Annotated in this window: 25 protein-coding genes; 17 read left to right on the top strand and 8 right to left on the bottom strand. The window is 69.7% G+C overall.

All coding sequences use genetic code 11. The annotated features are described in order from the left end of the window. Nucleotides 1-11 precede the first annotated feature (11 nt). From ACS5PN_RS29165 to ACS5PN_RS29135, 7 genes are all read left to right on the top strand, one after another. Nucleotides 12-896 carry a LysR family transcriptional regulator gene (locus ACS5PN_RS29165; protein ID WP_439467524.1) on the top strand — a complete coding sequence of 295 codons (885 nt, stop codon included), beginning with the start codon at nucleotides 12-14 and terminating at the stop codon, nucleotides 894-896. A gap of 85 nt (nucleotides 897-981) precedes the next feature. Then, entirely contained in the window at nucleotides 982-2,160 is a 1,179-nt protein-coding gene (locus ACS5PN_RS29160) for an isovaleryl-CoA dehydrogenase (protein WP_439467523.1), read from the top strand. Beyond that, nucleotides 2,161-3,084 carry a pyridoxal-phosphate dependent enzyme gene (locus tag ACS5PN_RS29155; RefSeq protein ID WP_439467522.1) on the top strand — a complete coding sequence of 308 codons (924 nt, stop codon included), beginning with the start codon at nucleotides 2,161-2,163 and terminating at the stop codon, nucleotides 3,082-3,084. Continuing rightward, complete coding sequence (can, locus tag ACS5PN_RS29150; protein WP_439467521.1) at nucleotides 3,081-3,758, top strand: carbonate dehydratase; 678 nt, start codon at nucleotides 3,081-3,083, stop codon at nucleotides 3,756-3,758. Before ACS5PN_RS29155 ends, can begins: the two co-directional genes overlap by 4 nt. A 13-nt stretch (nucleotides 3,759-3,771) precedes the next feature. Then, the gene (gene aceK, locus ACS5PN_RS29145) at nucleotides 3,772-5,526 is read left to right on the top strand and encodes a bifunctional isocitrate dehydrogenase kinase/phosphatase (RefSeq protein WP_439467520.1); all 1,755 of its coding nucleotides are present in this window, start codon (nucleotides 3,772-3,774) and stop codon (nucleotides 5,524-5,526) included. Nucleotides 5,527-5,540: 14 nt separating this feature from the next. Beyond that, nucleotides 5,541-6,287, top strand: coding sequence for a hypothetical protein (locus tag ACS5PN_RS29140; RefSeq protein WP_439467519.1), 747 nt, complete (start codon nucleotides 5,541-5,543; stop codon nucleotides 6,285-6,287). 77 nt (nucleotides 6,288-6,364) lie between these two features. Further along, on the top strand, nucleotides 6,365-6,949 hold the full coding sequence (locus ACS5PN_RS29135; RefSeq protein WP_439467518.1) for a hemerythrin domain-containing protein: 585 nt from the start codon (nucleotides 6,365-6,367) through the stop codon (nucleotides 6,947-6,949). A 6-nt stretch (nucleotides 6,950-6,955) separates the two neighbouring features. On the opposite strand, the gene ACS5PN_RS29130 is transcribed toward ACS5PN_RS29135, so the two are convergent. Beyond that, complete coding sequence (locus ACS5PN_RS29130; RefSeq protein WP_439467517.1) at nucleotides 6,956-7,324, bottom strand: VOC family protein; 369 nt, start codon at nucleotides 7,322-7,324, stop codon at nucleotides 6,956-6,958. 185 nt (nucleotides 7,325-7,509) lie between these two features. On the opposite strand from ACS5PN_RS29130, the gene ACS5PN_RS29125 reads away from it, so the two are divergent. After that, nucleotides 7,510-8,133, top strand: coding sequence for a hypothetical protein (locus ACS5PN_RS29125; protein WP_439467516.1), 624 nt, complete (start codon nucleotides 7,510-7,512; stop codon nucleotides 8,131-8,133). 150 nt (nucleotides 8,134-8,283) lie between these two features. Here ACS5PN_RS29125 and ACS5PN_RS29120 read toward each other — a convergent pair whose 3' ends face one another. From ACS5PN_RS29120 to ACS5PN_RS29110, 3 genes are read right to left on the bottom strand one after another with little or no spacing between them, the layout of a single operon-like run. After that, a complete protein-coding gene (locus tag ACS5PN_RS29120) occupies nucleotides 8,284-8,559 on the bottom strand; it encodes a hypothetical protein (protein ID WP_439467515.1) in 276 nt (91 codons plus the stop codon). Nucleotides 8,560-8,570: 11 nt separating this feature from the next. After that, the gene (locus tag ACS5PN_RS29115) at nucleotides 8,571-11,102 is read right to left on the bottom strand and encodes a protein kinase domain-containing protein (RefSeq protein ID WP_439467514.1); all 2,532 of its coding nucleotides are present in this window, start codon (nucleotides 11,100-11,102) and stop codon (nucleotides 8,571-8,573) included. Continuing rightward, on the bottom strand, nucleotides 11,099-11,647 hold the full coding sequence (locus tag ACS5PN_RS29110; RefSeq protein WP_439467513.1) for an ECF-type sigma factor: 549 nt from the start codon (nucleotides 11,645-11,647) through the stop codon (nucleotides 11,099-11,101). The genes ACS5PN_RS29115 and ACS5PN_RS29110 overlap by 4 nt, the downstream gene beginning before the upstream one ends. 80 nt (nucleotides 11,648-11,727) lie before the next feature. On the opposite strand from ACS5PN_RS29110, the gene ACS5PN_RS29105 reads away from it, so the two are divergent. Together ACS5PN_RS29105 and ACS5PN_RS29100 are read left to right on the top strand one after the other, a co-directional pair. Further along, complete coding sequence (locus ACS5PN_RS29105) at nucleotides 11,728-13,272, top strand: SH3 domain-containing protein (protein WP_439467512.1); 1,545 nt, start codon at nucleotides 11,728-11,730, stop codon at nucleotides 13,270-13,272. Nucleotides 13,273-13,312: 40 nt separating this feature from the next. After that, entirely contained in the window at nucleotides 13,313-13,564 is a 252-nt protein-coding gene (locus tag ACS5PN_RS29100; RefSeq protein ID WP_439467511.1) for a DUF3297 family protein, read from the top strand. Between the two features lie 180 nt (nucleotides 13,565-13,744). Here ACS5PN_RS29100 and ACS5PN_RS29095 read toward each other — a convergent pair whose 3' ends face one another. Next, nucleotides 13,745-14,131, bottom strand: a complete 387-nt coding sequence (locus ACS5PN_RS29095; RefSeq protein ID WP_439467510.1) for a hypothetical protein — start codon at nucleotides 14,129-14,131, stop codon at nucleotides 13,745-13,747. Further along, the gene (locus tag ACS5PN_RS29090; protein WP_439467509.1) at nucleotides 14,128-15,486 is read right to left on the bottom strand and encodes a cytochrome P450; all 1,359 of its coding nucleotides are present in this window, start codon (nucleotides 15,484-15,486) and stop codon (nucleotides 14,128-14,130) included. Before ACS5PN_RS29090 ends, ACS5PN_RS29095 begins: the two co-directional genes overlap by 4 nt. A gap of 59 nt (nucleotides 15,487-15,545) precedes the next feature. On the opposite strand from ACS5PN_RS29090, the gene ACS5PN_RS29085 reads away from it, so the two are divergent. The 7 genes from ACS5PN_RS29085 (at nucleotide 15,546) to ACS5PN_RS29055 (ending at nucleotide 21,306) form a co-directional block, all read left to right on the top strand. Beyond that, nucleotides 15,546-16,394 carry a helix-turn-helix domain-containing protein gene (locus ACS5PN_RS29085; protein ID WP_439467508.1) on the top strand — a complete coding sequence of 283 codons (849 nt, stop codon included), beginning with the start codon at nucleotides 15,546-15,548 and terminating at the stop codon, nucleotides 16,392-16,394. Further along, the gene (locus ACS5PN_RS29080) at nucleotides 16,385-17,197 is read left to right on the top strand and encodes a substrate-binding periplasmic protein (RefSeq protein ID WP_439467507.1); all 813 of its coding nucleotides are present in this window, start codon (nucleotides 16,385-16,387) and stop codon (nucleotides 17,195-17,197) included. The genes ACS5PN_RS29085 and ACS5PN_RS29080 overlap by 10 nt, the downstream gene beginning before the upstream one ends. Nucleotides 17,198-17,242: 45 nt before the next feature. Continuing rightward, the gene (locus tag ACS5PN_RS29075; protein ID WP_439467506.1) at nucleotides 17,243-18,052 is read left to right on the top strand and encodes a substrate-binding periplasmic protein; all 810 of its coding nucleotides are present in this window, start codon (nucleotides 17,243-17,245) and stop codon (nucleotides 18,050-18,052) included. A gap of 102 nt (nucleotides 18,053-18,154) precedes the next feature. After that, nucleotides 18,155-19,333, top strand: coding sequence for an acetyl-CoA C-acyltransferase (locus tag ACS5PN_RS29070; protein WP_439467505.1), 1,179 nt, complete (start codon nucleotides 18,155-18,157; stop codon nucleotides 19,331-19,333). A 58-nt stretch (nucleotides 19,334-19,391) separates the two neighbouring features. Further along, nucleotides 19,392-20,021, top strand: coding sequence for a LysE family translocator (locus ACS5PN_RS29065; RefSeq protein ID WP_439467504.1), 630 nt, complete (start codon nucleotides 19,392-19,394; stop codon nucleotides 20,019-20,021). Continuing rightward, nucleotides 20,018-20,683, top strand: coding sequence for an SDR family oxidoreductase (locus ACS5PN_RS29060; RefSeq protein WP_439467503.1), 666 nt, complete (start codon nucleotides 20,018-20,020; stop codon nucleotides 20,681-20,683). The genes ACS5PN_RS29065 and ACS5PN_RS29060 overlap by 4 nt, the downstream gene beginning before the upstream one ends. Before the next feature lie 152 nt (nucleotides 20,684-20,835). Further along, complete coding sequence (locus ACS5PN_RS29055; protein ID WP_439467502.1) at nucleotides 20,836-21,306, top strand: MaoC family dehydratase; 471 nt, start codon at nucleotides 20,836-20,838, stop codon at nucleotides 21,304-21,306. Here the strand turns inward: ACS5PN_RS29055 and ACS5PN_RS29050 are convergent. After that, entirely contained in the window at nucleotides 21,287-21,655 is a 369-nt protein-coding gene (locus ACS5PN_RS29050; RefSeq protein ID WP_439467501.1) for a response regulator, read from the bottom strand. The genes ACS5PN_RS29055 and ACS5PN_RS29050 overlap by 20 nt on opposite strands. Then, nucleotides 21,652-23,463 carry a PAS domain-containing sensor histidine kinase gene (locus ACS5PN_RS29045; protein ID WP_439467500.1) on the bottom strand — a complete coding sequence of 604 codons (1,812 nt, stop codon included), beginning with the start codon at nucleotides 23,461-23,463 and terminating at the stop codon, nucleotides 21,652-21,654. Before ACS5PN_RS29045 ends, ACS5PN_RS29050 begins: the two co-directional genes overlap by 4 nt. Nucleotides 23,464-23,536: the final 73 nt, after the last annotated feature.

Here is a 23,536-nt window from a genome sequence, read left to right as displayed (position 1 = left end):
GCTGATTTGCCATGAGCCTGAACTACAGCTACCGCCACCTGTACTACTTCTGGGCCGTCGCCAAGGAGGGCGGCCTGACCCGGGCGGCCGAGAAGCTGGGCCTGTCGGTGCAGACGGTGTCGACCCAGGTGCGCGAACTGGAGCAGAACCTCGGCGCGGCCCTGTTGAAGCCGGCCGGTCGCGGCCTGACGCTGACTGAAGCCGGACGCGCGGCGCTGGACGTGGCCGACCAGATCTTCTCGCTGGGCGAGACCCTGCCCGAGCGGGTGCGCGAGGCCGTCGACGTACCGACGGTGCGTCTGGCTGTCGGCATCTCGGACGGCCTGCCCAAGCTGGTCGCCCACCGCCTGCTGGCGCCCATCCTCGACACGCCGCAGCTGCGCCTGCTCTGCCACGAGGATGAGTTCGACGACCTGCTCGGCGACCTGGCCCTGCACCGGCTGGACGTCGTGCTGGCCGACCGACCCGCGCCGGCCAACCCGAACTTGCGTGTCTACAGTCACTCCCTGGGCAGCTCGCCCATCGCCTGGTATGCCCACCCGCGCTGGGCTGCAGCCGCGGCGCGCGACTTTCCCGCCTCGCTGGCCGACGTGCCGCTGCTGCTGCCGACCTCGCACGCGGCGCTGCGGCCCCGGCTGGACCAATGGCTGAACGAAGAGGGTTTGCGCGTGCGCGTCACCGGCGAGTTCGAGGACAGCGCCCTGCTCGCGACCTTCGGCAGCGAGGGCCTGGGCGTGTTCCCTGCGGCGACAGCGGTGGACGACGCGCTGACCGCACGCTACGGCGTCGTCAACGTCGGCCTGGCCGACGGCCTGGCGGAGCAGTTCTTCGCCGTGGGCACGGACAAGAAGATCAGCCACCCGCTGGTGAAGCGGCTGTTGCCTGCAGCAACCTGAGTCGGACTCAACTTGCTACAGTTGACGTTTACGTCAATCAAGAATGCTCGGCTGTTTTGAGGCCGGGCTGACAGGAGACCCGACCATGAATCTGCCCGGCCTCAACTTCCAACTCGGCGAAGACATCGACGCGCTGCGCGACGCGGTGCGCGCCTTTGCCGACGAGGAGATCGCGCCCCGCGCGGCCGAGATCGACCGCAGCGACCAGTTCCCCATGGACCTGTGGCGCAAGATGGGCGAGCTGGGTGTGCTGGGCATCACCGTGCCCGAGGCCTACGGCGGCGCCAACATGGGTTATCTGGCCCACATGGTGGCCATGGAAGAGATCAGCCGAGGCAGCGCCTCGGTGGGCCTGAGCTACGGCGCGCACTCCAACCTGTGCGTCAACCAGATCAAGCGCAACGGCAACGACGCCCAGCGCAAGAAGTACCTGCCCAAACTGATCAGCGGCGAGCATGTCGGCGCGCTGGCCATGAGCGAGCCGGGCGCGGGCTCCGACGTGCTGAGCATGAAGCTCAAGGCCGAGGACAAGGGTGGCGTCTACCTGCTCAACGGCAGCAAGATGTGGATCACCAACGGCCCCGATGCCGACACCCTGGTGGTGTATGCCAAGACCGAGCCCGAGCTGGGCGCGCGCGGCGTGACGGCCTTCCTCATCGAGAAGGGCATGAAGGGCTTCAGCATCGCGCAGAAGCTCGACAAGCTGGGCATGCGCGGCTCGCACACCGGCGAGCTGGTGTTCCAGAACGTCGAGGTGCCGGCCGAGAACGTGCTGGGTGCCGTGAACGGCGGCGCCAAGGTGCTGATGTCGGGCCTGGACTACGAGCGCGCCGTGCTGACCGGCGGGCCGCTGGGCATCATGCAGAGCGTGATGGACAACATCGTTCCCTACATCCACGATCGCAAGCAGTTCGGCCAGAGCATCGGCGAGTTCCAGCTCATCCAGGGCAAGGTGGCCGACATGTACACCGTGCTGCAGGCCGCGCGGTCGTTTGCCTACACCGTCGCCAAGAATCTCGACCTGCTGGGCGCCGAGCATGTGCGGCAGGTGCGCAAGGACTGCGCCTCCGTCATCCTGTGGACGGCCGAGAAGGCGACCTGGATGGCCGGTGAAGGCATCCAGATCTTCGGCGGCAACGGCTACATCAACGAGTACCCGCTGGGGCGTCTCTGGCGTGACGCGAAGCTCTACGAAATCGGCGCGGGCACCTCGGAGATTCGCCGCATGCTGATCGGCCGGGAGCTGTTTGCCGAGACCATGTAAATGACGCCCCTGCACGTCAACACGCCGCTGTTGCGAGCGGCGCCGGGGCTGTTTGACCACCCCGAGGTCTGGCTGAAGATGGATGCCCTGCAGCCCAGCGGCAGCTTCAAGCTGCGCGGCGTCGGGCGGCTGGTGCAGCAGTCGGCGGTCGACGGTGCTCGGGCGATCGTCTGTGCGTCGGGTGGCAATGCCGGTTTCGCCGCGACGCACGCGGCCGTGTCGGTCGGTCTGCCGGTAACCGTCGTGCTTCCGATGACGAGCAGCATCGCCGTCGCTGAGCGTCTGGCTGCGCGTGGCGCAGAGGTGCTGCGGCATGGCGCTGTGTGGGACGAGGCGCATGAGTTCGCCGTCCAGCTCGCCGCCGAGCGCGGCGCAGCCTATGTGCATCCCTTCGACCACCCGCTGCTGTGGGCCGGGCACGCGACGCTGATCGACGAAGTCGTTGAAGCCGGCGTCGAGTTCGACGCCGTCATCACGGCCGTCGGCGGCGGCGGGCTGTTCTGCGGCATCGTCGAGGGCCTGCGACGCCATGGCCTGGACCAGGTGCCGGTCATCGCCGTCGAGACCCATGGCGCCGCCAGCCTGCAGGCCAGCCTCAGCGCCGGCGAGCTGGTCTCGCTGTCCGCCATCACCTCCATCGCCACGTCGCTGGGTTCGCGCCGCGTTGCGGCCCGCGCCTTCGAGCTGGCGCGCTCGCATCCCACGCATGCCGTGCAGGTCAGCGATGACCAGGCCACGGCTGCCTGTGTTCGTTTCGCCGACGCTCATCGCGTTCTCGTCGAACCCGCCTGTGGCGCCGCGCTGGCGGCGGTCGACTTGCACGCCCGCGGTTTCAAGCGGGTTCTTGTTGAGGTCTGCGGCGGCATGGGTGTTTCGCTGGAACTGCTCCGTTCCTGGGCCGAGCCCGCGACAATGAAATCATGACGACCGATACCAACCACGAACTGCAGGACCTGCTGAACAACAACAAGCGCTGGGCCGCCGAGACCGAGGCGCGTGAGCCGGGCTTCTTCTCGCGCCTGCTCAAGCAGCAGGAGCCGCAATACCTGTGGATCGGTTGCGCGGACAGCCGCGTGCCGGCCAACGAGCTGGTCGACCTGCTGCCGGGCGAGCTCTTCGTGCACCGCAATGTCGCCAACGTGGTGGTGCACTCCGACCTGAACTGCCTGTCCGTCATGCAGTTCGCGGTCGACCACCTGAAGGTGCGCCACATCATCGTCGTCGGCCACAGCAATTGCGGCGGCGTGCGCGCGGCGCTGTACGACATGCGCGTCGGCCTGGTCGAGAACTGGATCCGCCACGTGCAGGACGTGCGCCACATGCACAGCGAGTGGCTGAACGGCGTGCCCGAACCGAAGCGCGTCGATGCACTTTGCGAGCTCAACGTGCTGGAGCAGGCCCGCAACGCCTGCCACACCACCGTCGTGCAGGACGCCTGGGAGCGTGGCCAGGAAGTCGTCGTGCACGGCTGGGTCTATGGCCTGCACAACGGCCTGCTGGAAGACCTGGCGCTGACGGCCGGCAGTCCGGGCGACGTCGACCCGGCCTACCGCCGAGCCCTGGCCAACGTCAAGGCACGCTACGCCACAGCGGGCTGACTAGAGTCGGGGCATGTTCCCGACGCAGCTGACCGACACCCGCGCCTTCGAGATCGCCCAGGCCCTGCTGGGCGGCTTCGATCGCCACTACCGCCTCTTCCGCGACACCACCCGGGAAGCCAAGGCCCGCTTCGAGCGCGGCGACTGGGCCGGCCAGCAGCGCGCCCAGGCCCTGCGCATCGAGTTCTACGACGCCCGCGTCGCCGAGGCCACGGCGCTGCTGGAGGCGCGATTCGCGGCGTCCGCGCTGCCCATGGACGTCTGGCAACAGGTCAAGCTGCACTACATCGGCCTGCTGGTCGATCACCACCAGCCCGAGCTGGCCGAGACCTTCTTCAACTCGGTGTGCACGCGCATCCTGCACCACGCCTACTTCCACAACGACTTCATCTTCATGCGGCCGGCCGTCTCGACGGAATACATCGAGAACGACGAGCCGGCCGCGCTGCCCACCTACCGGGCCTACTACCCGGCGCCCGACAAGCTGCACGAGACGCTCAAGCGCGTCATCACCAACTTCCAGCTGAACGGCGAGTTCGTCGACCTGGATCGCGACGTCGGCCGCGTGCTGGCCGCGGTGCTGCAGCGGCTGGGCGAGTTCCGTCGCCGCGCCAATTTCCAGGTCCAGGTGCTGTCCAGCCTGTTCTACCGCAACAAGGGCGCCTATGTGGTCGGCAAGATCATCAACGGCTTCACCGAGACGCCCTTCGCCTTGCCCATCTTGCGCAACGACGCCAGCGGCCGCTTCTTCATCGACGCGGCCCTGTTCGGCGAGGACGACCTGGCTGGCCTGTTCAGCTTTGCCCGCGCCTACTTCCTCGTCGACATGGAAGTGCCCAGCGCCTATGTCCAGTTCCTGCGCTCGTTGATGCCGCGCAAGCCCCGCTCCGAGATCTATTCGGCCCTGGGTCTGCAGAAGCAGGGCAAGAACCTCTTCTACCGCGACTTCCTCTACCACCTGCGCCATTCCAGCGATCGCTTCCGCATCGCACCCGGCATCAAGGGCATGGTCATGCTGGTGTTTGATCTGCCGAGCTGGCCCTTCGTCTTCAAGGTCATCAAGGACTTCTACCCGCCGGCCAAGGACACGACGCGCGAACTCATCCAGAGCAAATACCTGCTGGTGAAGAGCCACGACCGCGTCGGCCGCATGGCCGACACGCTGGAGTACACGCGGGTGGCCTTCCCGCGCCACCGCTTCGACGAGGAACTGATCGCCGAGCTGAGGCATTTCTGCGGCAGCCTGCTCGAGGAAAGCGGCGACGACCTCGTGCTCAAGCATGTCTACATCGAGCGCCGCATGGTGCCGCTCAACATCTATCTGCAGGACGCCACGCCCGAGCAGGTCGAGCGTGTCGTCATCGAGTACGGCAATGCCATCAAGGACCTGGTGGCCGCCAACATCTTCCCCGGCGACATGCTGTGGAAGAACTTCGGTGTGACCCGCCACGGCAAGGTCGTGTTCTACGACTACGACGAGATCGAATACCTGACCGACTGCAACTTCCGCCGCGTGCCCGAGCCGCGCAACGAGGAGGAGGAGATGTCAGGCGAGGTCTGGTACGCCGTCGCGCCGCGCGACGTCTTCCCCGAGACCTTTGTCCCCTTCCTGCTCGGCAACCCGCGGGTGCGCGAGGCTTTCATGCGGCATCACGCCGATCTGCTGGATGCGAGTTTCTGGCAAGGGAACAAGGAACGCATCCTGGCGGGGCATGTGCACGACGTGTTCCCCTACGACCCGTCGCGGCGGTTCGCTGCCGCAGCCTGATGCGGGGCCATGCCATGCCGACGTTGATCACCCGCCATTGGCTGATCGGACTTGCGGTGGCCGTGTTGCTGGCCTGGGCCGCCGTCGGGATCGCCACCGGGCATCTCTACTTCATGCCGGGCCGTGGCGTGGTCCACCTCAGCGGCGTGGCCGCTTTCCTGGCCTGCGGCGCCGTGGTTCTTGGCGCGGGCGCTCTGGTCGGCAAGCTCGTGAAGCGGGTCGATGCCTCGCGAGTTCCACGCCTGCTCGGCTGGGGATGCCTGGCGCTGGCAGTTCTCGCGATCGGGTTGAAGATGTTGGAGGCGCTGGGCCATGTTTCCACGCCTGAGTTGCATGGCTTGCTGTCCGAAGCGTCGCTGCGCGGGTTGCTTGGCCCGTCCCGGCTGTCGGCATGGGCGGCGGCTCGGCGGCCCGGCGTCAATGCCTGGTTGCTGGCCTCATGCGTGGCCTTGATCCCTGCCGCCGTGATCTTTCGCCTGCTGGGCGTGAACAGGGAGTTCGCGGATCGACATCCACGCCTCACGATGCTGTTCTTTCTGGTGTTTGGCCTGCCTTTCCTGGCGTGGCTCTCCATCGAGCTTCTGGCCTGGCTGCCAGCCCTGGGCGCTTCGGAAGCGGCGGGCCAGGCGTTTGCCGCCAAGGTCGCCTTCCATCTGTCCGCGCTCATCGTCCTCGGCGCGGTCTGGTGCGTCGTCGGCCTCATGATGGTCATCCTCCTGTTGAAGACGCTGGGTGGTGAGGTTCGCTGGTCACCCCATTGAAGCGGTGCAGTCCGACAGACGGCGGGTCTGCAGCCCTCCACCATAGCTCTGATCGTCCCTGTTCTGGAGAGCACCGCATGATCTTCGAAGCCATCCGCGAAAGCCACGACCTGCAACGCGACCTGTGCCGCAAGCTCACCGCCTCGCGTGGTGACATGGCCACGCGCCAGTTGCTCTTCCTGCAACTGAAGGTGGAGTTGATGGCCCACGCGGCGGCTGAGGAGCGCTTTCTGTACGTGCCGCTGCTGATGGAAGACGGCGGCCTGGATTCGTCACGGCACGCGCTGCACGAGCATCACCAGGTCGACGAGTTGCTCGAAGACCTGTCGGTGCGCAACAAGGCGCAGGACGGCTGGATCGCGACGGCCAAGACGCTCAGCTTCAAGGTGCGTCATCACCTCAAGGAAGAGGAATCCAAGTTCTTCCACGTCGCCGGCCGGTTGCTGTCGGACGCGAAGAAGCAGCAACTCGCCAGCAAGTACAAGCGCGAGATCGTGCGCATGCGCAAGCACTACGCGGCCGAGTTCCAGACCGTGGCCGTGTCGGCTGCGACCGGTCTGGTCAAGCCCGCCAAGTCAGCGGCAGACAAACCGGCGGCGCGAGGCAGCGCAACCGCCGGAGCCCAGCTGCGTGGCAAGAGCAAGCCCAAGCGCACGCGCTGAAAGACGTCAGCCCTGCGTCGGCCTGAACACCCGCACCCGGTGGCCGTCGGGGTCGGCCGTCACGGCCGTGAAACCGAAGTCCATGGACGTGGGTGACTGCAGCACCGGCCAGCCCGAGGCCTTCCAGGCGGCGACGGCGGCGTTCACTTCGGTGTCGGTTTCGACGGTGATGCCGATCTCCGAGCCACCGCCGCGATGCAGGCCGGTGGGCTGCACATCATGGGCAGCCCAGAGGCCGAGCATGGTCTTGTCGTTGAGCATGAACATCGCGAAGTTGGGGCTCTGCTCGACGGGCTCGCGGCCCAGCAGCGAACGGTAGAAGAGCACGCTCTCGGCGGGGCTGTGCACGTAGAGGATGAGGCAGTCGGGTTGCATGGTGGTCTCGTGTGGTGGGTGAGTGCCGCCATGTTCGAAGCCCGCTGTGACAGCACGTGTCAGCAGCCCGGATTCCAGCGTGGGGGTAGTTTTCACGTGCTGCCGCGTGATCCCTGGCGGGCAGCGCTTTGCGTCCTTGATGGGGAGCCGGCATGTCGCCGCGCTCCAACTCCCTGGAGACCATCATGGCCGCATTGCCCGTCACCATCGCCCTGAAGAACATCAAGTGCAAGATCGAGACCGACGAGGTCGGCTCGGACGAGCCCTATGTCCTCGTCACCGCCGTCGACCTTGGCAACCCGCTGCTGCCCAATGCCGAGGTCACGCTCTACGGACCGTGGAGCGATGTCGATGAGGGCGAGACCCATGGCACCCAGCCACTGCAGCCGGGCATCAACCCAAGCGACTTTCCCTTCGTCGTGTGGCGCCGCAATGCTTGGGGCCCCTCGGGCTCGGCCAAGGCCATCGCCAATCCGGCCAATGCCGTCATCCTCGTGTCCATGATGGAACACGACGACGGCAAGCCCGGCACGGCGCGCGAACTGACCAAGGGCGCCGTCGTCAGTTCGCTGGCGGCGTCCGCCGGCATGACGCGGGCTCAGCGCGTCAACAAGCTGAAGGCCGACATCAATGGCGCTCTCGGCATCCCGACCGGCTTCCCCAACTTCGACGACCGCGTCGGCACGACCCAGGAACTGGCCCTCAGCGCCAACCTGCTCGATGTGGCCGCCGGTCCCAAGACCAAGACGCTGACCATCACGGGCGACGGCGGCAGGTACGAGGTCACCTTCGTCGTCACGAAAGGTTAGCCCCTCGTCCATGTCCGCTCCGCTGAACGCGAGCGGCCCTGGCCGGTCCCCCGAGGGGATGGCGATGCTTGCGGCATCGAGCCGCAAGCACATCGCCAAGGCGGGCCGGCTAGGGAGCGGCCCGGCGCTCGGCCCGCAGGCCCTTGGGCACTACTTACCGACCGGCGTCTTGACGACTGGGCAGGCGGTGCTGCCCGGATCGGGGCACTTGGGCTTCTTGGGTGTGACCTGGCCGGCGGTATTGCCGCCGTTGCTGCTCAGGCCACCGCCATTGCCGCCGGCGTTCGGTGCCGAGGTGCCGACCTTGTTGGTCGCCGTGGCGGACGGACCCGAGGCTGCCTGGGTGGGCGTCGCCGGCGTGGTGGGGTTGGCGATGGCCGCAGCCGCGCAGACGGCGAGCAGGGCGGGAAGGAGTCGCAGTGACATGGGGGTCTCCATCAAAAGCTCAACAGGACAAGAGCATCCCGCGCATCGGGCGCGGGGGCGGGCGATGACTGCAATGCCAGCACGGTCTTGTGCGCAGCAGCAGCATCGCGACGCGATGACAGGGCCTGGGCATAGGCCTGCAGCGCTGCATCTCGCGCCGCTCGGTCGGCCTTGAACAAGGCCTGCAGGGCAGCCACACGGGCGCGGTCGGGATGTCCATCGGCCAGGCCCGCCTGCGCAACCTGCAGTGCTTCGGCAAGGGGCTGCAGGGCCATCTCGGGTTGGCACAGGGCCTTCAACGCCAGCGTCGGCCACAGGTCGGCGTCATGGGCCGGCAGCAGCTGGCGCTGGCGGGCCAAGGACTCGTCGATGCGGCGGCGTGCTTCGTCGACATGGCCTTGGCGGAGTGCCGCTTCACCACGCAAGGCCAGGGCGCGAGCTGCGGCCGCGGGAGCGCCGGTGGCTTCGAGGCGGGCCTGCAAGGCCTGCAGCCGGGCTTCGGCCGCCGCCGCTTCGCCACCTCGCAGCTGCAGGCGCGCCGCAGTCAGGGCCACCAGCGGCGCGGCATCGGGCTCTGCCAGGGCCTGGGCCTGTTCAGCCGCTGCCTCGGCCTCGCGGCGGGCCGCGCCGATGTCGCCATCGTGGAAGAGGGCGCCGGCCAGCCAGGCGCGCGTGTAGACGGTCGTCGCGTCGCCTGGCCCCAGCACTTCGCCCAGTTCGGCCACGCTGGCCTGCAGCATGGGCACCGCGCTGGCGTAGCGGCCGAGCTCCATCTCCAGCGTCGCGGCGGAGGCGCGCGCCTGGGCGGCCGTCAGGCGGTTCACGCCGGCGCTGGCCTGCACCAGTTGCGCCAGGCGGGCGCGGGCCTCGTCCCAGCGGCCCTGGGCGCGGGCGAGGTTGGCCAGGGCGTCCAGCGATTTGCGGTAGGCCTCGTGTTGCGCGCCGAAGCGGGCCAGGGCCAGCGGTTCGACGCGGCGCAGCATGGCTTCGGCACGCGCCAGCTCACCGGCCTCTGCCGCCATCTCGCCGAGGTTGGCCAGGGCGATGACGGCCTGGGCGTCATTCCCCTCGGCCAGGGGCTCGAACAGGCGTCGCGCGGCGTCGGCGTTGCCAAGCCGGCGTTGGGTGTTGGCGAACTGCAGGGCGACCTCGCGACCCTCGTCGCCCCGGCCCTGCAATCGCGCATGCGCCAGCGACAGAGCTTCGGCCGCCAGCGCCATGTCGCCCGACTGGTTCAGCAGCAGCCCCAGCGGCCGCGCCACCTCGGCCAGCAGTTCCGGATCGCCCGCCAGTCGGCGCTTCGCCTCGGCCCAGCTGCGGCGCAGCAGCTCAAGCATCGGCACCGTTGCGCTGCCCGAGGCGTCGGGGCTGAGACCGCTCAGCAATTCGGTCAGCACGCTTTGCACGCGGCGCGTGCGCGCGGCCTCGCGCGTGGCCTCGCGCCATTGCCAGGCGGTGGCGCCCATGCCGGCCAGCAGGCTGGCAAGCACCAGGCTCAGGGCCGCCAGCTGCAGCCGGTAGCGGCGTGCGAACCTGGCGCCGCGGTAGGCCAGCGAGTCGGGGCGCGCGAGGATGGGGCGGTGCTCCAGATGGCGGCGCACGTCGTCCGCCAGGGCGCTGGCGCCGGCATAGCGCTCATCGGGCCTCTCCTTCAGCGCGCGGCCGACGATGAGGGCGAGGTCGCCGCGCAGCGTGGGGCCGGGCTCGCGCTGGCCGGTCAGCAGCAGGCACAGCAGTCGGCCCAGCGCGAACACGTCGGTGGCGGTGCTGACGGGTTCGCCGCGCAACTGCTCGGGCGCCGCGTATTCCGGCGTCAGGCCGGCGGGCAGTTGTGCCGTGAGCTCGGCGCCGGTGTCATCGGCCAGCAGCTTGGCGACGCCGAAGTCCAGCAGCTTCACCTGGCCCTCGGCGTTGACGAGGATGTTGCCGGGCTTGAGGTCGCGGTGCACGACCAGGCGGGCATGGGCATGCGCCACCGCGTCGCAGACCTGCAGGAAGAGCTGCAGCCGTGAAGCGACATCGAGGCCCTGCGCTTCGCACCAGCGGTCGATGCGCTCGCCCTCCACCAGCTCCAGCACCAGGTAGCGCGTGCGCGTCGCGCCGAGCAGGGCCTCGCCGATGTCCAGCAGGCGGGCGATGTTCGGGTGGGTCAGCCGCGCCAGCAACTCGCCCTCGCGGCGAAAGCGCGCCTGGCTGCCTTCGCCACGCCAGGGGCTGTGCAGCAGCTTGATGGCAGCCTCGCCGTGATGGGCGCCGTCGCTGCGCCGTGCCCGCCACACCTCGCCCATGCCGCCGCTGCCCAGCGGGGTGACGAGAGTCCAGGCACCCAAGGCCTGGCCAGCCAGCTCGGGCGCGTGGGGCAGCTGGGCCGGCGCTTTCAGAAAGCCACCAGCCTCGGCTGCGCGATCCGCTTTGATCAAGGCCTCCAGCCGCTCGCGCTGCGCCGCCGGCAGCTCCGACAGCAAGGCCTCGCGCTGCGGCGGGCTCGCGTCCTGCCAGGCGTCGAAGGCGGCCAGCGCGCCGGCCCGGTCAGTCGTGTTCATGCCTGCAAGGCTTCAAAGAGGAAGGCGCGCGCCTTGCGCCAGTCGCGCTTGATGGTGGGCACCGACACGTCCAGCAGCTCGGCAATCTCCTCCAGTTCCAGGCCACCGAAGAACCGCATCTCGACAACCTGGTGGGCACGGCCGTCGGCGCGCTCCAGCAGCTGCATGACGTCGTTGAGCTGCAGCACGTCGGGTGGTGCCAGCTGCTCCAGCGCCGTGGTGGACAGCGTGACCTGGGCGCCGGCGCCGCGCTTGTCGGCATTGCGCTCGCGCAGGTGGTCGACGATGACGCTGCGCATGACCTTGCTGGCATGGGCGAAGAACTGGGCGCGGTGCAGGGCCGCCTCTTTCGGTGTCGGGCCGGCGCTCTTCAGCCAGACCTCGTGGATCAACGCCGCCGGCTCCAGCGTCATCGGCGCATGACCGGCGAGATGACTCCGCGCCAGGCGCTTGAGCTCGGGATAGAGGGCCGTGTAGAGCCGGTCGCGCGCGGCCGTGTTGCCGGCGGAGAGTTCATGCAGCAGCAGGGTGATGTCTGAGGCCATGATGCGCCGTCATGCTGGCACCGGCTCGGGGGCTTGTCCCTCCCCACGATGCCAGTGCCGCGTGCGGCGATGATGTGCCGATGAACCGAATCCCGCTGTTGATGCTGCTGCTGGCGCCGTGGACCCAGGCGCTGGCCCAGGACCGCTGGGTCCAGGCCACCAGCCTGATGCTGCGTGCCGAAGCCTCGCCCACCGCGCCTATCCTCGCCCGGCTGCAACAGGGCAGCCGTGTGCGCCTGGTGACGCCCAACGTCGGTGGCGGCGACTGGTGCATGGTGGAAGCTGGCACCCAGCTCGCCTTTGTGGCCTGCCGCTATCTGAGCGAGCAGCCCGTGGCCCTGCCGCGCGCCGGCGAAGGCGGCGTGCCGGCCGACCGGCGCTGGGTGGCCGGCAGCAATCTGCTGATGCGGGCCGAACCGCGGCCCGATGCCGCCGTGCTGAGCCGGCTGAGCCTGAACACGATGCTGCGCTTGACCGGCGATGAAGCCGGCAGCAACGGCTATTGCGCCGTGCAGCGCGTCGATGGCGACGTGCAATCCGGCTATACCGCCTGCCGCTATCTGCAGCGTTCACCGTTGGAGATGGACAAGCTCACCGAGCCCTGGAAGGACGGCCGCAACAACCCCGACTTCGATCCCGCGCGAGCCTTCTGGATCGCGCCCAGCTGGGAGCTGATGTCGCACTACGCGAGTCATGTCGAGCGGCAGCGCCAAGCGAAGGGCAATGCGGCCCCGACGGGACCCGACGAGCAACTGGAGCGCATGAAGGCGAGGCTGTCGGGACAGGTAGCCCATGTCCGCGAACCGGCCACCGTGTGGCCCGATTGGGAACAGCTGCGCGACCCCAAGTCGGGCGACCCGGCGGCCTCCCTCAATCTGTGGGGCGAGATCTTCAGCAACGAACACGCGAGCCGGCCGGCTGCCTTCATCCGGGCGCTGCCCGCCCTGCCGGCGGTGACGCCGTCCTGGTGGCGCAGCGAGGCCGAACTGGCGGGGCCAGGCGAGTCCATTCCCGCCCTTGCCACCCGCTTCGGTGGTGAGGTGGTCTGGTTGCACGAGTCGCTCTTGCCGGGAGCGCGACGCCCCCGCGAGATGGAAGCAGGCATTCGAGTCGAACGCCTGACGCAGCCGCTGCAGCGCATCAGCCTGATGTCCAACCAGAGCCTGCGCGAGGAGCGCCGGCAACCGGAGACCATGAGCACCAGCTGGGATCCGAACTCGGAAACCGGCTGCGCTGCGTGGCAGGGGGCATTCAGCTTCGGTGACGCCGACGCCGCCACCTACAAGCGCAACCAGTTCGAGCAGCCGGCGCGCTCAGGTCCGCTGACGCTGTTCCGCCTCTGGAGCACCAAGCCCCTGCCGGCCGGGCCGGCGCGCTGGACATCGCAGGCCTTCAAGCTCGACCGCGACAAGACCGGCTTCGTGTCCGCCGAGTGGCGCGTCGTGGACCTGGATGGCGACGGCGTGCCCGACCTGGCCTGGCTGCAGGCCACCGGCCGCGGCCCCGGCCACCTGGATGGCTCGCTCAAGCACGACGACCCCTGGTACCGCCTGTTGCTGGCCAACGTCGCCGGCCACTGGCGCCTGCTGGATGTGGACCTCTTCTCCTACGGCTGCGGCTGCTGAGCCAACCGCGACAATGCGGCATTCACTTCCGATCCCGACCATGTCCGAAGCACCTGCCTCCCGCCCCGAACTGCCCGACCACCTCAGCGTCGACCCGCGCAGCCCCCACCATGTCGCCGCCGTCTTCGAGCACGACATCGGCATCCGCTTCAACGGCAAGGACCGCCAGGACGTCGAGGAATACTGCATCAGCGAAGGCTGGATCAAGGTGCCCGCCGGCAAGACCCTGGACCGCAAGGGCCGGCCGCTGTGCATCAAGCTCAAGGGCCAGGTCGAAGCCTTCTACCGCTGAAGTTGTTTTTGCCCCTCGCCCGGTCTGCCTTGCTGAACGCAGGCAGCCCGATCGGTCCCCCGAGGCGACGGCGATGCTTGCGGCATTGAGCCGCAAGCACATCGCCCGCGGGCCGCCCTGGGAGCGGCCCGGCGCTCGGCCCGCAGTGCAAGGCGACGCCGCGAGGCGTTGAAAACTCGCCTAGCGCAACGACACGAGCACCAACGCCGCGGCCATCCAGAGCGCTATCCAGCCCGGATGGCGACCGCGGTTGCTCCACAGCACCAGCGAGCCGCCAGTCAACAGCGCCACAACCACGCCGCGCTCGATGATGCCGCCGGAAGCGGCTCTGGGTCCCGGCTGGGCCACCCACAGCAGCAATGCGGCCAGTGCCCAGCCCAGCACCGTCACCAGATGCCAGTTGGCCCACAGGATGCGCGTCTGGTAGCCGCGCAGCACGGGCTGTCCGCCGCTGGGCACCACGCCGCTGCGACGCAGCGTGCGAAAGATCAGCCACTCGCCGCCGACAGAATGGGCCAGTCCGGTCAGTGCGATGACGACCGCCGCGGCCACCAGCCAGGTGTTCATGCCGGCCTCCGCGCGGCAAGCCTCAACTTCAGCCCGCCATCGGGCCTCAGCGTGACCGCCATGCGCGGCCGGGGCACTTCGCTGTTCACCGGGCTCAACTCGAAACGCTGCAGCATCAGCGCGGCAATCAGCGTCATCTCCAGCACCGCGAAATGCTGGCCCAGGCAGACTCGCGGTCCCACGCCGAAGGGGATGTAGGCGCCACGCGGAATCTCGTGGGGCGCGTCCGCCATGAAGCGCTCCGGCTTGAAGGCCAGCGGCGCGTCCGGCCACCAGCGCGGGTCGCGGTGCAGCAGCCACGGCGTCACGCGTACGAGGGTGCGCGCCGGCAGGCGCACGCCGCCTAGCGTGATCGCGCGCGTCAGCCGCCGCGTCAGCAGGCCGGCCACGGGCGGGTACAGGCGCATGGCCTCCTTCAGCGTGGCCGACAGGAAGGGCAGGGCGGCCGCGTCGTCGGAGGTCGGCGCACGGCCGGCCAGCACGGCGTCGACTTCGGCGCGTGCCCGCACCTGCGCCTCGGGGTGGGCGGCCAGCAGCCAGCTCCACCACAGCAGGGCCGTGGCGCTGGTCTCGTGGCCGGCCTGGAAACTGACCATGCACTGGTCGTAGATCTCCTGCGGCGACAGGGCCTCGCCCGTCGCTTCGTCGCGCAGGGCCATCAGCATGCCCAGCAGATCGGCCTTGTCCTCATTGGATTCACGCCGCGCCTGGACGTGGCCACCCAGCAGCCCGTGCAGCAACCGGTTGGCGCGGCGCTTGGCGGCCTTGCCAGGCAAGGGCAGCCAGTCGGGCAGGGTCATGGGCCAGAACATCTCGGCCAGGGCCGTCTCGCTGAGCACCTGCACGGCCTCGGCCGCGGCGCCGGTGTCGACGCCGATGGGCCGGCTGAACAGCGTGCGCGAGATGACGTCCATGGTCAGGTGGCTGAACAGCGTGTCCATGGCCACCTCGCCCTCCCTGACTTGCGCCAGCCCCGCGGCGGCGGCCTCGGTCATCAGCGCCGCATAGCCGGCCACGCGCTTGGGCGTGAAGGCCTGCATGAGCATGCGGCGCTGGCGCTGCCAGGTCGCGCCCTCGGTGACGAGGACGGACTGGCCCATCAGCTGGGCGAACACCTCGGGGCCGCGCTCCCAGCGGGTCAGCGCATCGGCGTGGTCCACCATGACGGCGCGTACCAGCTCGGGGTCGAAGAGGTCGACGCCGCGCTCGGCGAGGATGCGCTGGGCCACCAGGTCGCCCAGCGGCCGCTGGGCGGAGATGACGGCGAGATAGTCGCGCCGCATGGCGGCCAGCACGGGCAGGCCCCACCAGCGGTCGGGGTGGCTCGGGAGATCGTTCCAGGTCAATGTTGTCATGGGCTGCATGCTGCGCCTCGGTGCCCTCCACGGTCTTGAACGAATGCGACACTGACCGCATGACTGAAGAGCGCACCCGCCTCTGGCTGCCGCCGCTGGCCCTGGCCGGCTGCGTGCGGGGCGTCATGATGCGCGACACCCGGGGGCGCCAGCTCGACGCCGTGCAGCGCGAGAACTACTTCCCCGCGACGCCGCTGGCGCAGCTGTTCTGGTGGGCCGAGGGCAGCAGCGAGTGGCTGGCGACGCCGGGCTTCTCGACACCGCCGCCCGATCGTCGCCACGCGCCCATGCTGTTCGGCGGGCCGTTCACGCTGCCGACGCACACGCGCAACCCGGGCGAGATGCGGGCCTTCAAGCTGCTGATGCTGCCCGATGCCTTCGCGGCGCTGACCGGTGTCTCGCTGGACCGCTACGTCAACCAAGTCGTCGATGCGCGCGAGGTGCTGCCCGCCGACTGGCTGGCCTGGGGTGAGGCGATGTCGGGCGCGGCCGACGACGACGCGCGCCTGCAGTTGCTGGAAGCCTTCCTGCTGCCGCGTTGGCAGACCCTGGGCACGCAACGCCCGGGCCATCGCTATGCCGACTGGACCGAGGCGCTGGCGGTGCGCGCCGCCACCAGCGCGGCCGGCCGCAGCCTGCGCCAGCTGGAGCGGCGCATCAAGGCCTGGGCTGGCCTGCCCATGCGCGAACTGCGCGCCGTGTCGCGGGCCGAGCAGGCCTTCTACGCGGTGGCCGCGGCCGAAGGGGTGGGCGCCGTGAACTGGGCCGACATCGCGGCCGGCAGCGACTACGCCGACCAGAGCCACCTCTGCCGCGAAACGCGCCGCCTGACCGGCTTCAGCCCCGAGGACCTGCGCCGCCGCATCCAGACGGAGGAGGCCTTCTGGGCCTACCGGCTGTGGCGCTGAGCCTGCGCCTGCTGTTGCCGCTGCTGGCCGGCCTGTTGTGCTGGGCTGCCGCTCCGGTCCGCGCGGAGGGCTGCCCGCAGCCGCTGCGCATCGGCTTCAGCGACGCGGCCTCGCCGCCCGGCCTGCTGGGCTCGGGCCCGACATTCCCGGAACCGCCCGGCTGGGAGGTCGCCGCCGTGCGCGAGGCCCTCAAGCGCCTGGGCTGCCAGGCCGAGCTGCTGCGCCTGCCCAACCGCCGCCTGTCGGCCTCGCTGGCCCAGGGCGGCGTCGACATCGGCCTGCTGTTCGGCACCACGCCCGAGCGCTTGCGCAGCTTCGCCTTCCCTCTCGACGCCCAGAGCCGGCCCGACCTGGCCTGGGCGCCGGTGTTCGGTCATCTGGCCCTGTTCGGCCGCAGCGGTGAAGCGGCCGATGCCGGCTGGGACGGCCAGCGCCTGCCGGTAGGCCTGCGCGTCGGTGTGCTGACCGGCTCGGTGCAGGAGGCCATCGCGCGCAGTCGTGGGTGGGCCACCGAGCCCATCGGCGTGCTCGATGGCGGGCTGGCGATGCTGCAGGCGCGCCGTTTCGACCTGCTGCTGACGACGCGCGAAGTGCTGACGCCTGAGCAACGGGCCGATCTCGTCGAGTGGTCGCCCGGCGTCGCCAAGCTGCCGTTCTTTGCGCCGGCCTCGCCGCCCTTCGCGCAGCGCCATCCGGAGTGGACGCGCAGCTTCTGGCGCCAGCTCTGCCAGGCCGTGCGGCGGCTGGAGCCCGACATCCGCCCCGCCGACTGCGGCACGGTGCCGGCCACGGCCTGGCGCTAGGGCTTCCCCGCTGCCGCGTGGCGGCGCGCTTCCTACACTCGGGCCATGCGCCGCCTGTTGTTCCTGGCTCTCGCCAGCGCCCTGGCCTCGCCCGGTGCCTGGGCGCTGGACTGCCCGCAGCCGCTGCGCATCGGCTTCAGCGATTCATCTTTCCCACCCATGATCAACGGCCCGGGGCCGGGCTTTTCCGACCCGCCCGGCTGGGCACTGCAGGCCATGCGCGTGGCCGCTCAACGCCTGGGTTGCGACATCGAGCCGCAGCGCATGCCGGGGCGGCGCATGTCGCTGCTGGTCGAGCAGGGCGAGCTGGAGTTCGTGCTCTTCTTCGGCGCCACCGCCGAGCGCCTCAAGGCCATGCGCTTTCCGCTCGATGCCGCCGGCCGGCCCGACGCCAGCGTGGCACCGTTGATGGGCCATCTCGTCTTCTACACCCTGCCCGGCTCGCCGCTGGCGCGTGGCGGCCCCGGCTGGGACGGCACGACACTGTCGCCGGGGCTGCGCGTCGGCGCCGTCGTCGGTACCGCCCAGGAGCAGCTCGCCCGCGAGCGCGGCTGGCGCATGGAGACCTCCAGCACCTTTGCCGGTGCGCTGCAGATGCTGCAGGCGCATCGCTTCGACGTGTTGTTGTCCACCCGCGAGACCTTGACGCCCGAGATGCGCGGCATCGATCTCGTCGAAGTCACGCCCATCGTGCACTACCAGCCCTATTTCGTGCCCGCCAGCCCGCGCCTCTGGGCCACCCATGCCGACTTCGTGCGCGCCTTCTGGCGCGAGGCCTGCCTGGCGGTGCGCCGCGTCGCGCCCGAGGCGCGGCCGGTCGACTGCGGCGTCGTGCCGGCGGCGCCCCGGCGCTAGGGCTTTGCCCCGGCAATTGACCCCGGCATTGGGCGGTGATTGACGTGCACGTCAATTGATGGCGTCAAAATGGCGCATCTGAACGAACCACGGAGTACCGCCATGTCCGACCCTATCGTCATCGTGTCCGCCGCCCGCACGCCCATCGGCGGCCTGCTGGGTGATTTCGCCGGCCTGGCCGGCTGGGAGCTGGGCGCCGTCGCCATCAAGGCCGCCGTCGAGCGCGCCGGCGTGCCGGGCGACTCGGTCGACGAAGTGCTGATGGGCAACTGCCTGATGGCCGGCCAGGGCCAGGCGCCCGCCCGCCAGGCCGTGCGCAAGGCCGGCCTGCCGGACTCGGCCGGCGCCGTCACCATGAGCAAGATGTGCGGCTCCGGCATGCGCACCATGATGTTCGCCCACGACATGCTGGCGGCCGGTTCGGCCGAGGTCATGGTGGCCGGCGGCATGGAGAGCATGACCAATGCGCCCCACCTGATGTTCGCCCGCAAGGGCATCAAGTACGGCGCCAGCGCCGTCTACGACCACATGGCCCTGGACGGCCTGGAAGACGCCTACGAGCGCGGCAAGGCCATGGGCGTGTTCGCTGAAAGCTGCGTGGCCAAGTACAGCTTCAGCCGCGAGGCCATGGACCAGTACGCCATCACCTCCACCCAGCGCGCCAAGGCCGCCAACGAGAGCGGCGCCTTCGACTGGGAAATGGCCCCCGTGACGCTGAGCGGCCCCAAGGGTGACACCGTGATCAAGTTCGACGAGCAGCCCTTCAAGGCCAAGCTCGACAAGATCCCGTCGCTGAAGCCCGCCTTCAAGAAGGACGGCGCCATCACCGCCGCCACCTCGTCCAGCATCTCCGACGGCGCTGCCGCCCTGGTGCTGATGCGCGAGAGCACGGCCAAGGCCCGCGGCCTCGCGCCCATCGCCCGCATCGTCAGCCATGCCGTGCATGCGCAAGCCCCGGAATGGTTCAGCACGGCTCCGGCCGGCGCCATCCAGAAGGCCCTGGCCAAGGCCGGCTGGCAGGCCGGCCAGGTCGACCTGTGGGAAGTCAATGAAGCCTTCGCCGCCGTGACCATGGCCGCCATGGCCGAGTTCAAGCTGCCCCACGACATCGTCAACGTGAACGGCGGCGCCGTCGCCCTGGGCCACCCCATCGGCGCCAGCGGTGCCCGCATCGTCGTGACCCTGCTGGGCGCGCTGAAGGCCCGTGGCCTCAAGCGTGGCCTGGCGGCGCTGTGCATCGGCGGCGGCGAGGCCACGGCGCTCGCGGTGGAGATGCTCTGAGCCAAGGTCTCTCGACGCCGCGCTGAAGACAGGGAGGCGGTCAACGTAGGATCCGGCCATGCTCGGCACCCACGACCTCCCCCTCTTTGCCGCCACCGTCTTCATCCTGAACGCGACGCCCGGCGTCGACATGGCCTACACGGTGGCCAGCACGCTGCGTGGCGGCTGGCGCCAGGGCGTGGCGGCGGCCATCGGCATCATGGGCGGCTGCGTGCTGCATTCGCTGGCGGCGGCCTTCGGTCTGGCGGCCCTGCTGGCGGCGTCGGCCGAGGCCTTCACCGTCGTCAAGCTGGTGGGGGCGGCCTATCTGCTCTATGTGGCCTGGGGCATGGCCAAGGCCGGGCTGAGGCCGGCGTCGGCGCCGGCCGAGGTCAGTGCACCGCCCTCGCTGTGGCGCACCGTGCGCCAGGGCTTCTTCACGAATGCGCTGAATCCCAAGGTGGCGCTGTTCTTCCTGGCGTTGTTGCCGCAGTTCATCGCCGCGGACGCGCCCAACAAGACGCTGGCCTTCCTGTTTCTCGGCGCCTGGTTCATCGCCCAGGGCCTGCTCTTCCTGCTGGCCCTCATCGTGCTGGTGGCGCCACTGCGCCGCAGCCAGCCGCGTCCCTGGGTGGGGCGCAGCCTCAATCTCGGCGGCGCCGGCCTCTTCACCGTGCTCGCCGCGAAACTCGCACTCACCAAACCATGAATGTCCTGATCATCGGCGCCTCGCGCGGCTTGGGCCTGGAATTTGTCCGCCAGTACCGCGCGGCCGGCGCCCGCATCACCGCCACGGCCCGTGATGAAGCGGCGCTGGACCGCCTGCACGCCCATGGCGCACGGGCGCTGAAGCTGGATGTGGCCGACACGGCCAGCGTGTCCGGCCTGGCCTGGCTGATTGATGGCGAGGCCTTCGACGTCGTCGTCATCAACGCCGGCGTCTACGGCCCCAGCACCGCGGGCCTGGAGACACCGACGCTGGACGACTTCAACCACGTCATGCACACCAATGTGCTGGCACCCATGCGGCTGCTGCCGCAGATCGCCGAGGCCCTGGCGCCCGGCGCCCGCGTGGCCATCATCTCGTCCAAGATGGGCTCCATCGGCCTGCGCGCCAGCACCGCGGGCTGGCTCTACCGGGCCTCCAAGGCGGCGGTGAACTCGGTCATGAAGGACGCGTCGCTGGCCCTGGCCGGCAAGGCCACCGTCGTCAGCTTCCACCCGGGTTGGGTGCGCACCGACATGGGAGGCGCCGGTGCCGATATCGATGCGTCGACCAGCATCGCCGGCATGCGCACCGTGCTGGCCAGCGTCAAGCCGGCCGATACCGGCAGCTTCTTCAACTACGACGGCCAGCGTCTCGCCTGGTGAGGCGGCCGTCCGCTGCCGTAACCAACCCTTACCTCCGAACCGGGCGTGAGCTGAGCTAACGTTCCGATCCTGGCACTCCGATTGCTTGCTTTGGCGCAGGCGGTCGAGTGGCCGCTTGACACGCCCCGTTCGAGGGCGCCCAGGAGGAAGAGATGGACATGCCCCTTGCCGACACCGAAGCGACCGCGCTGATCCGCGTGGGCGAGACCTGCGAGCGGCAGATCCGCTTCACCCGCGACGACATTGCCGCCTTCGCCCGCCTGACCGGCGACAGCAACCCGCTGCACCATGATGTGCAGGCGGCGCAGCGGGCCCGCCATGGCGAGATCATCGCCAGCGGCCAGCAGACGACGGCCATGATGATCGGCATGGCGGCCAGCCACTTCTCGCGCAGCGACGACGGCGAGGCGCGCGAGTTGCTGTGCCTGAACTTCAATTTCGCCTTCAAGGCGCCGGTGTTCGCCGAGCAGGACCTGCTGGTGCACTGGCGCGTCGCCAGCGTGGAGTGGAATGCCACGCTGGGCGGCTGGCTGGCCCATGTGGACGGGCGCGCCACGGTGCGCAACGCTCATCCCAGCGTCGTCGGCCGCGGCACCCTGCTCGTCAAGGCAGCCACGCCCTGACCTGATCGGCCAGGGTGGCCACGTCGATGGGCTTGCCGATATGGGCCGCGCAGCCGGCCGCCAGCGCCTGGGCGCGCTCCGCCGGCATGGCCTGGGCGCTCATCGCCAGCACCGGGATGTCGCGCAGTGCCGGGTCGGCCTTCAGGCGGCGCGTGGCCTCGTAGCCGTCGAGCACCGGCATGCGCAAGTCCATCAGCACGATGTCGGGGCGACGCGCGGCGGCGGCCTGCAGGCCCAGCTGGCCGTTGGCCGCCCATTCGACCTCGAAGCCGGCAGCCTCCAGCACATAGCGTGCGAGATAGGCGTTGGTCGCGTTGTCCTCCACCAGCAGCACCCGCGGCGGCGTCATGGCAGCGGGTCGAGTTCGATGACGAAGCGCGAACCGCCGCCATCGGCCGGCTCGTGACGGATGCGGCCCTGCATGCGGCCCAGCAGCTCTGCGCTCAGGTACAGGCCCAGTCCCGTGCCCTCCTGTGCATGGGCAACGCCGCCTTCGAGCTGCTTGAAGGGCTGGAAGAGCAGGGCGCGGTGTTCCTCGGGGACGCCGGGGCCGTGATCGCGGATGGCCAGCACCATGCGCTCGGCCTCCTGCCGGGCCTGGATCTCGATGTCGCCCTGATCGGAGAACTTGATCGCATTGCCGACCAGGTTGAGCAGCACCTGCTTCAGCTTGCGGCGGTCGCCCCGCCAGGGTAGCGATGGCGCCATGTCCAGCGTCAATGCCAGGCCGCGGGGCTCGGCCAGCGGACGCAGTTCGCCAACGACGTCGGCGGCGATCGCGGCGATGTCCAGCGGCTCGACGTGCAGCTCCATGCGGCCGGATTCGATGCGCGACAGTTCCAGCAGATCGTTGATGAGGGCCAGCAGATGGCGTCCCGAACTGGCGACGAAGCCGAGCTGGCGCTTCTGCTCGGCATTGACCGGTCCGCTGCGGCCACCGTGCATCAGGTCGGTGAAGCCGAGGATGGCGTTCAGCGGCGTGCGCAGCTCGTGGCTCATGCGCGCCAGGAATTCGGACTTCAGCCGGTCGGCCTCCTGCAGCCTGAGGTGCTCGGCCGCCGCATGCTCGGCGGCCTTGCGCTCCGAGATGTCGTGCAGGAAGCCGACGAACAGCGTCTCGCCGTCGAGCTCGAAGCGCGAGAAGCGCACTTCCACCGGCAGCTCGCGGCCGTCGGCGTGGCGGGCCAGGGTCTCGACGCCGCGCCAGTTCAGGCGCTTCTCGCCAGTTGCCATGTGGCGTGCCAGGCCGGCCACATGCGGCGCCCGCAGGGACTCGGGCTGCAGCACCGCCAGCGGCTGGCCCACCAGGCTGCCGGGCTCATGGCCCAGCAGCGCATGGATGGCCGGGTTGGCGAAGCGGATGCTGCTGCCGGCGTCGATGATGACGGCGCCGTCGATGCTGGTCTCCCACAGCGAGCGGAACAGCGCCTCGCTGCGCTGCACGGCCTGGTGGACCGACAGGTCCTCGCGGGCCCGTCGCATCACCAGGCCGGCGGCGGTCACGCCAAACAGCAGGGCGCTGACGACCAGCAGCCCGATCAGCGCCGCCGCCGTGATGCGCGACGCCAGGCCGAGGCTGGCCGAAAAGCGGTGCTCCAGCGGCGTCAGCTGCGCGTCCAGCGCCAGCACGCTGGGCTGCAGGGCGGCGCGGGCTGCGGGTGGCAGTGCCCGGGCCTGGCGCGCCAGGGCCGTCAATTCAGCGATCAGCTCGTCGGCCTCGCGCCAGATGCCGACGGACTCGCTCATATAGGGCAGGCCGCGGCAGCAGCGGTAGAGGCGGATCATGCCGGGCGCATCGTCGGCATGGTTGCGAGAATCGATGAAGCCCTGGCGAGCCTCGTCGTCATGGCCGGCGCCGCTGTCCATGGCCTCGCGGGCCCGCCTGGCGTTCAGCGGGACGGCGATCTCGCGCTCGAAGGCCTGGTAGTGCGCCTCATCGCCCGACTGCAGATAGAGGACGAGCGCCAGTGCCGCACTCTTTTGCGCACGCGACCACTGGCTCTCGCCGGCGACGTAGGCGCGCGCGGCCGACAGTGCCGTGATGGCGAACAGCCCCAGCACGGCCAGCAGGGCCGCCATGCCGATCAGCAGCCCCGCCACGCGGCGCGCACCGCGCGGCAGCACGGCGGGCGGAGTGGAAACGGAAGCGTGGGTCACCGCATGCCAGTATGCCCAGCCACCGCTGCCGCGGGAACCTCAGGACGTAGGACGTTCCGTGACGTTCTGTGCA

Origin of the sequence: Roseateles sp. NT4, assembly GCF_051857475.1 — a bacterium.
Lineage (GTDB): Bacteria > Pseudomonadota > Gammaproteobacteria > Burkholderiales > Burkholderiaceae_C > Pelomonas.
Note: the sequence above shows the minus strand (reverse complement) of the source record. Positions and strands in the feature narration are given on the sequence as shown.

Coding starts and splice junctions, on each gene's coding strand:
- ACS5PN_RS29065 (WP_439467504.1), top strand. CDS start 19,392: ATGCTCGGCACCCACGACCTCCCCCTCTTTGCCGCCACCGTCTTCATC.
- ACS5PN_RS29095 (WP_439467510.1), bottom strand. CDS start 14,131: ATGAACACCTGGCTGGTGGCCGCGGCGGTCGTCATCGCACTGACCGGA.
- ACS5PN_RS29105 (WP_439467512.1), top strand. CDS start 11,728: ATGAACCGAATCCCGCTGTTGATGCTGCTGCTGGCGCCGTGGACCCAG.
- ACS5PN_RS29120 (WP_439467515.1), bottom strand. CDS start 8,559: ATGTCACTGCGACTCCTTCCCGCCCTGCTCGCCGTCTGCGCGGCTGCG.
- ACS5PN_RS29085 (WP_439467508.1), top strand. CDS start 15,546: ATGACTGAAGAGCGCACCCGCCTCTGGCTGCCGCCGCTGGCCCTGGCC.
- aceK (WP_439467520.1), top strand. CDS start 3,772: ATGTTCCCGACGCAGCTGACCGACACCCGCGCCTTCGAGATCGCCCAG.
- ACS5PN_RS29165 (WP_439467524.1), top strand. CDS start 12: ATGAGCCTGAACTACAGCTACCGCCACCTGTACTACTTCTGGGCCGTC.
- ACS5PN_RS29055 (WP_439467502.1), top strand. CDS start 20,836: ATGGACATGCCCCTTGCCGACACCGAAGCGACCGCGCTGATCCGCGTG.
- ACS5PN_RS29135 (WP_439467518.1), top strand. CDS start 6,365: ATGATCTTCGAAGCCATCCGCGAAAGCCACGACCTGCAACGCGACCTG.
- ACS5PN_RS29100 (WP_439467511.1), top strand. CDS start 13,313: ATGTCCGAAGCACCTGCCTCCCGCCCCGAACTGCCCGACCACCTCAGC.
- ACS5PN_RS29110 (WP_439467513.1), bottom strand. CDS start 11,647: ATGGCCTCAGACATCACCCTGCTGCTGCATGAACTCTCCGCCGGCAAC.
- ACS5PN_RS29130 (WP_439467517.1), bottom strand. CDS start 7,324: ATGCAACCCGACTGCCTCATCCTCTACGTGCACAGCCCCGCCGAGAGC.
- ACS5PN_RS29070 (WP_439467505.1), top strand. CDS start 18,155: ATGTCCGACCCTATCGTCATCGTGTCCGCCGCCCGCACGCCCATCGGC.
- can (WP_439467521.1), top strand. CDS start 3,081: ATGACGACCGATACCAACCACGAACTGCAGGACCTGCTGAACAACAAC.
- ACS5PN_RS29050 (WP_439467501.1), bottom strand. CDS start 21,655: ATGACGCCGCCGCGGGTGCTGCTGGTGGAGGACAACGCGACCAACGCC.
- ACS5PN_RS29140 (WP_439467519.1), top strand. CDS start 5,541: ATGCCGACGTTGATCACCCGCCATTGGCTGATCGGACTTGCGGTGGCC.
- ACS5PN_RS29125 (WP_439467516.1), top strand. CDS start 7,510: ATGGCCGCATTGCCCGTCACCATCGCCCTGAAGAACATCAAGTGCAAG.
- ACS5PN_RS29075 (WP_439467506.1), top strand. CDS start 17,243: ATGCGCCGCCTGTTGTTCCTGGCTCTCGCCAGCGCCCTGGCCTCGCCC.
- ACS5PN_RS29155 (WP_439467522.1), top strand. CDS start 2,161: ATGACGCCCCTGCACGTCAACACGCCGCTGTTGCGAGCGGCGCCGGGG.
- ACS5PN_RS29115 (WP_439467514.1), bottom strand. CDS start 11,102: ATGAACACGACTGACCGGGCCGGCGCGCTGGCCGCCTTCGACGCCTGG.
- ACS5PN_RS29060 (WP_439467503.1), top strand. CDS start 20,018: ATGAATGTCCTGATCATCGGCGCCTCGCGCGGCTTGGGCCTGGAATTT.
- ACS5PN_RS29090 (WP_439467509.1), bottom strand. CDS start 15,486: ATGACAACATTGACCTGGAACGATCTCCCGAGCCACCCCGACCGCTGG.
- ACS5PN_RS29160 (WP_439467523.1), top strand. CDS start 982: ATGAATCTGCCCGGCCTCAACTTCCAACTCGGCGAAGACATCGACGCG.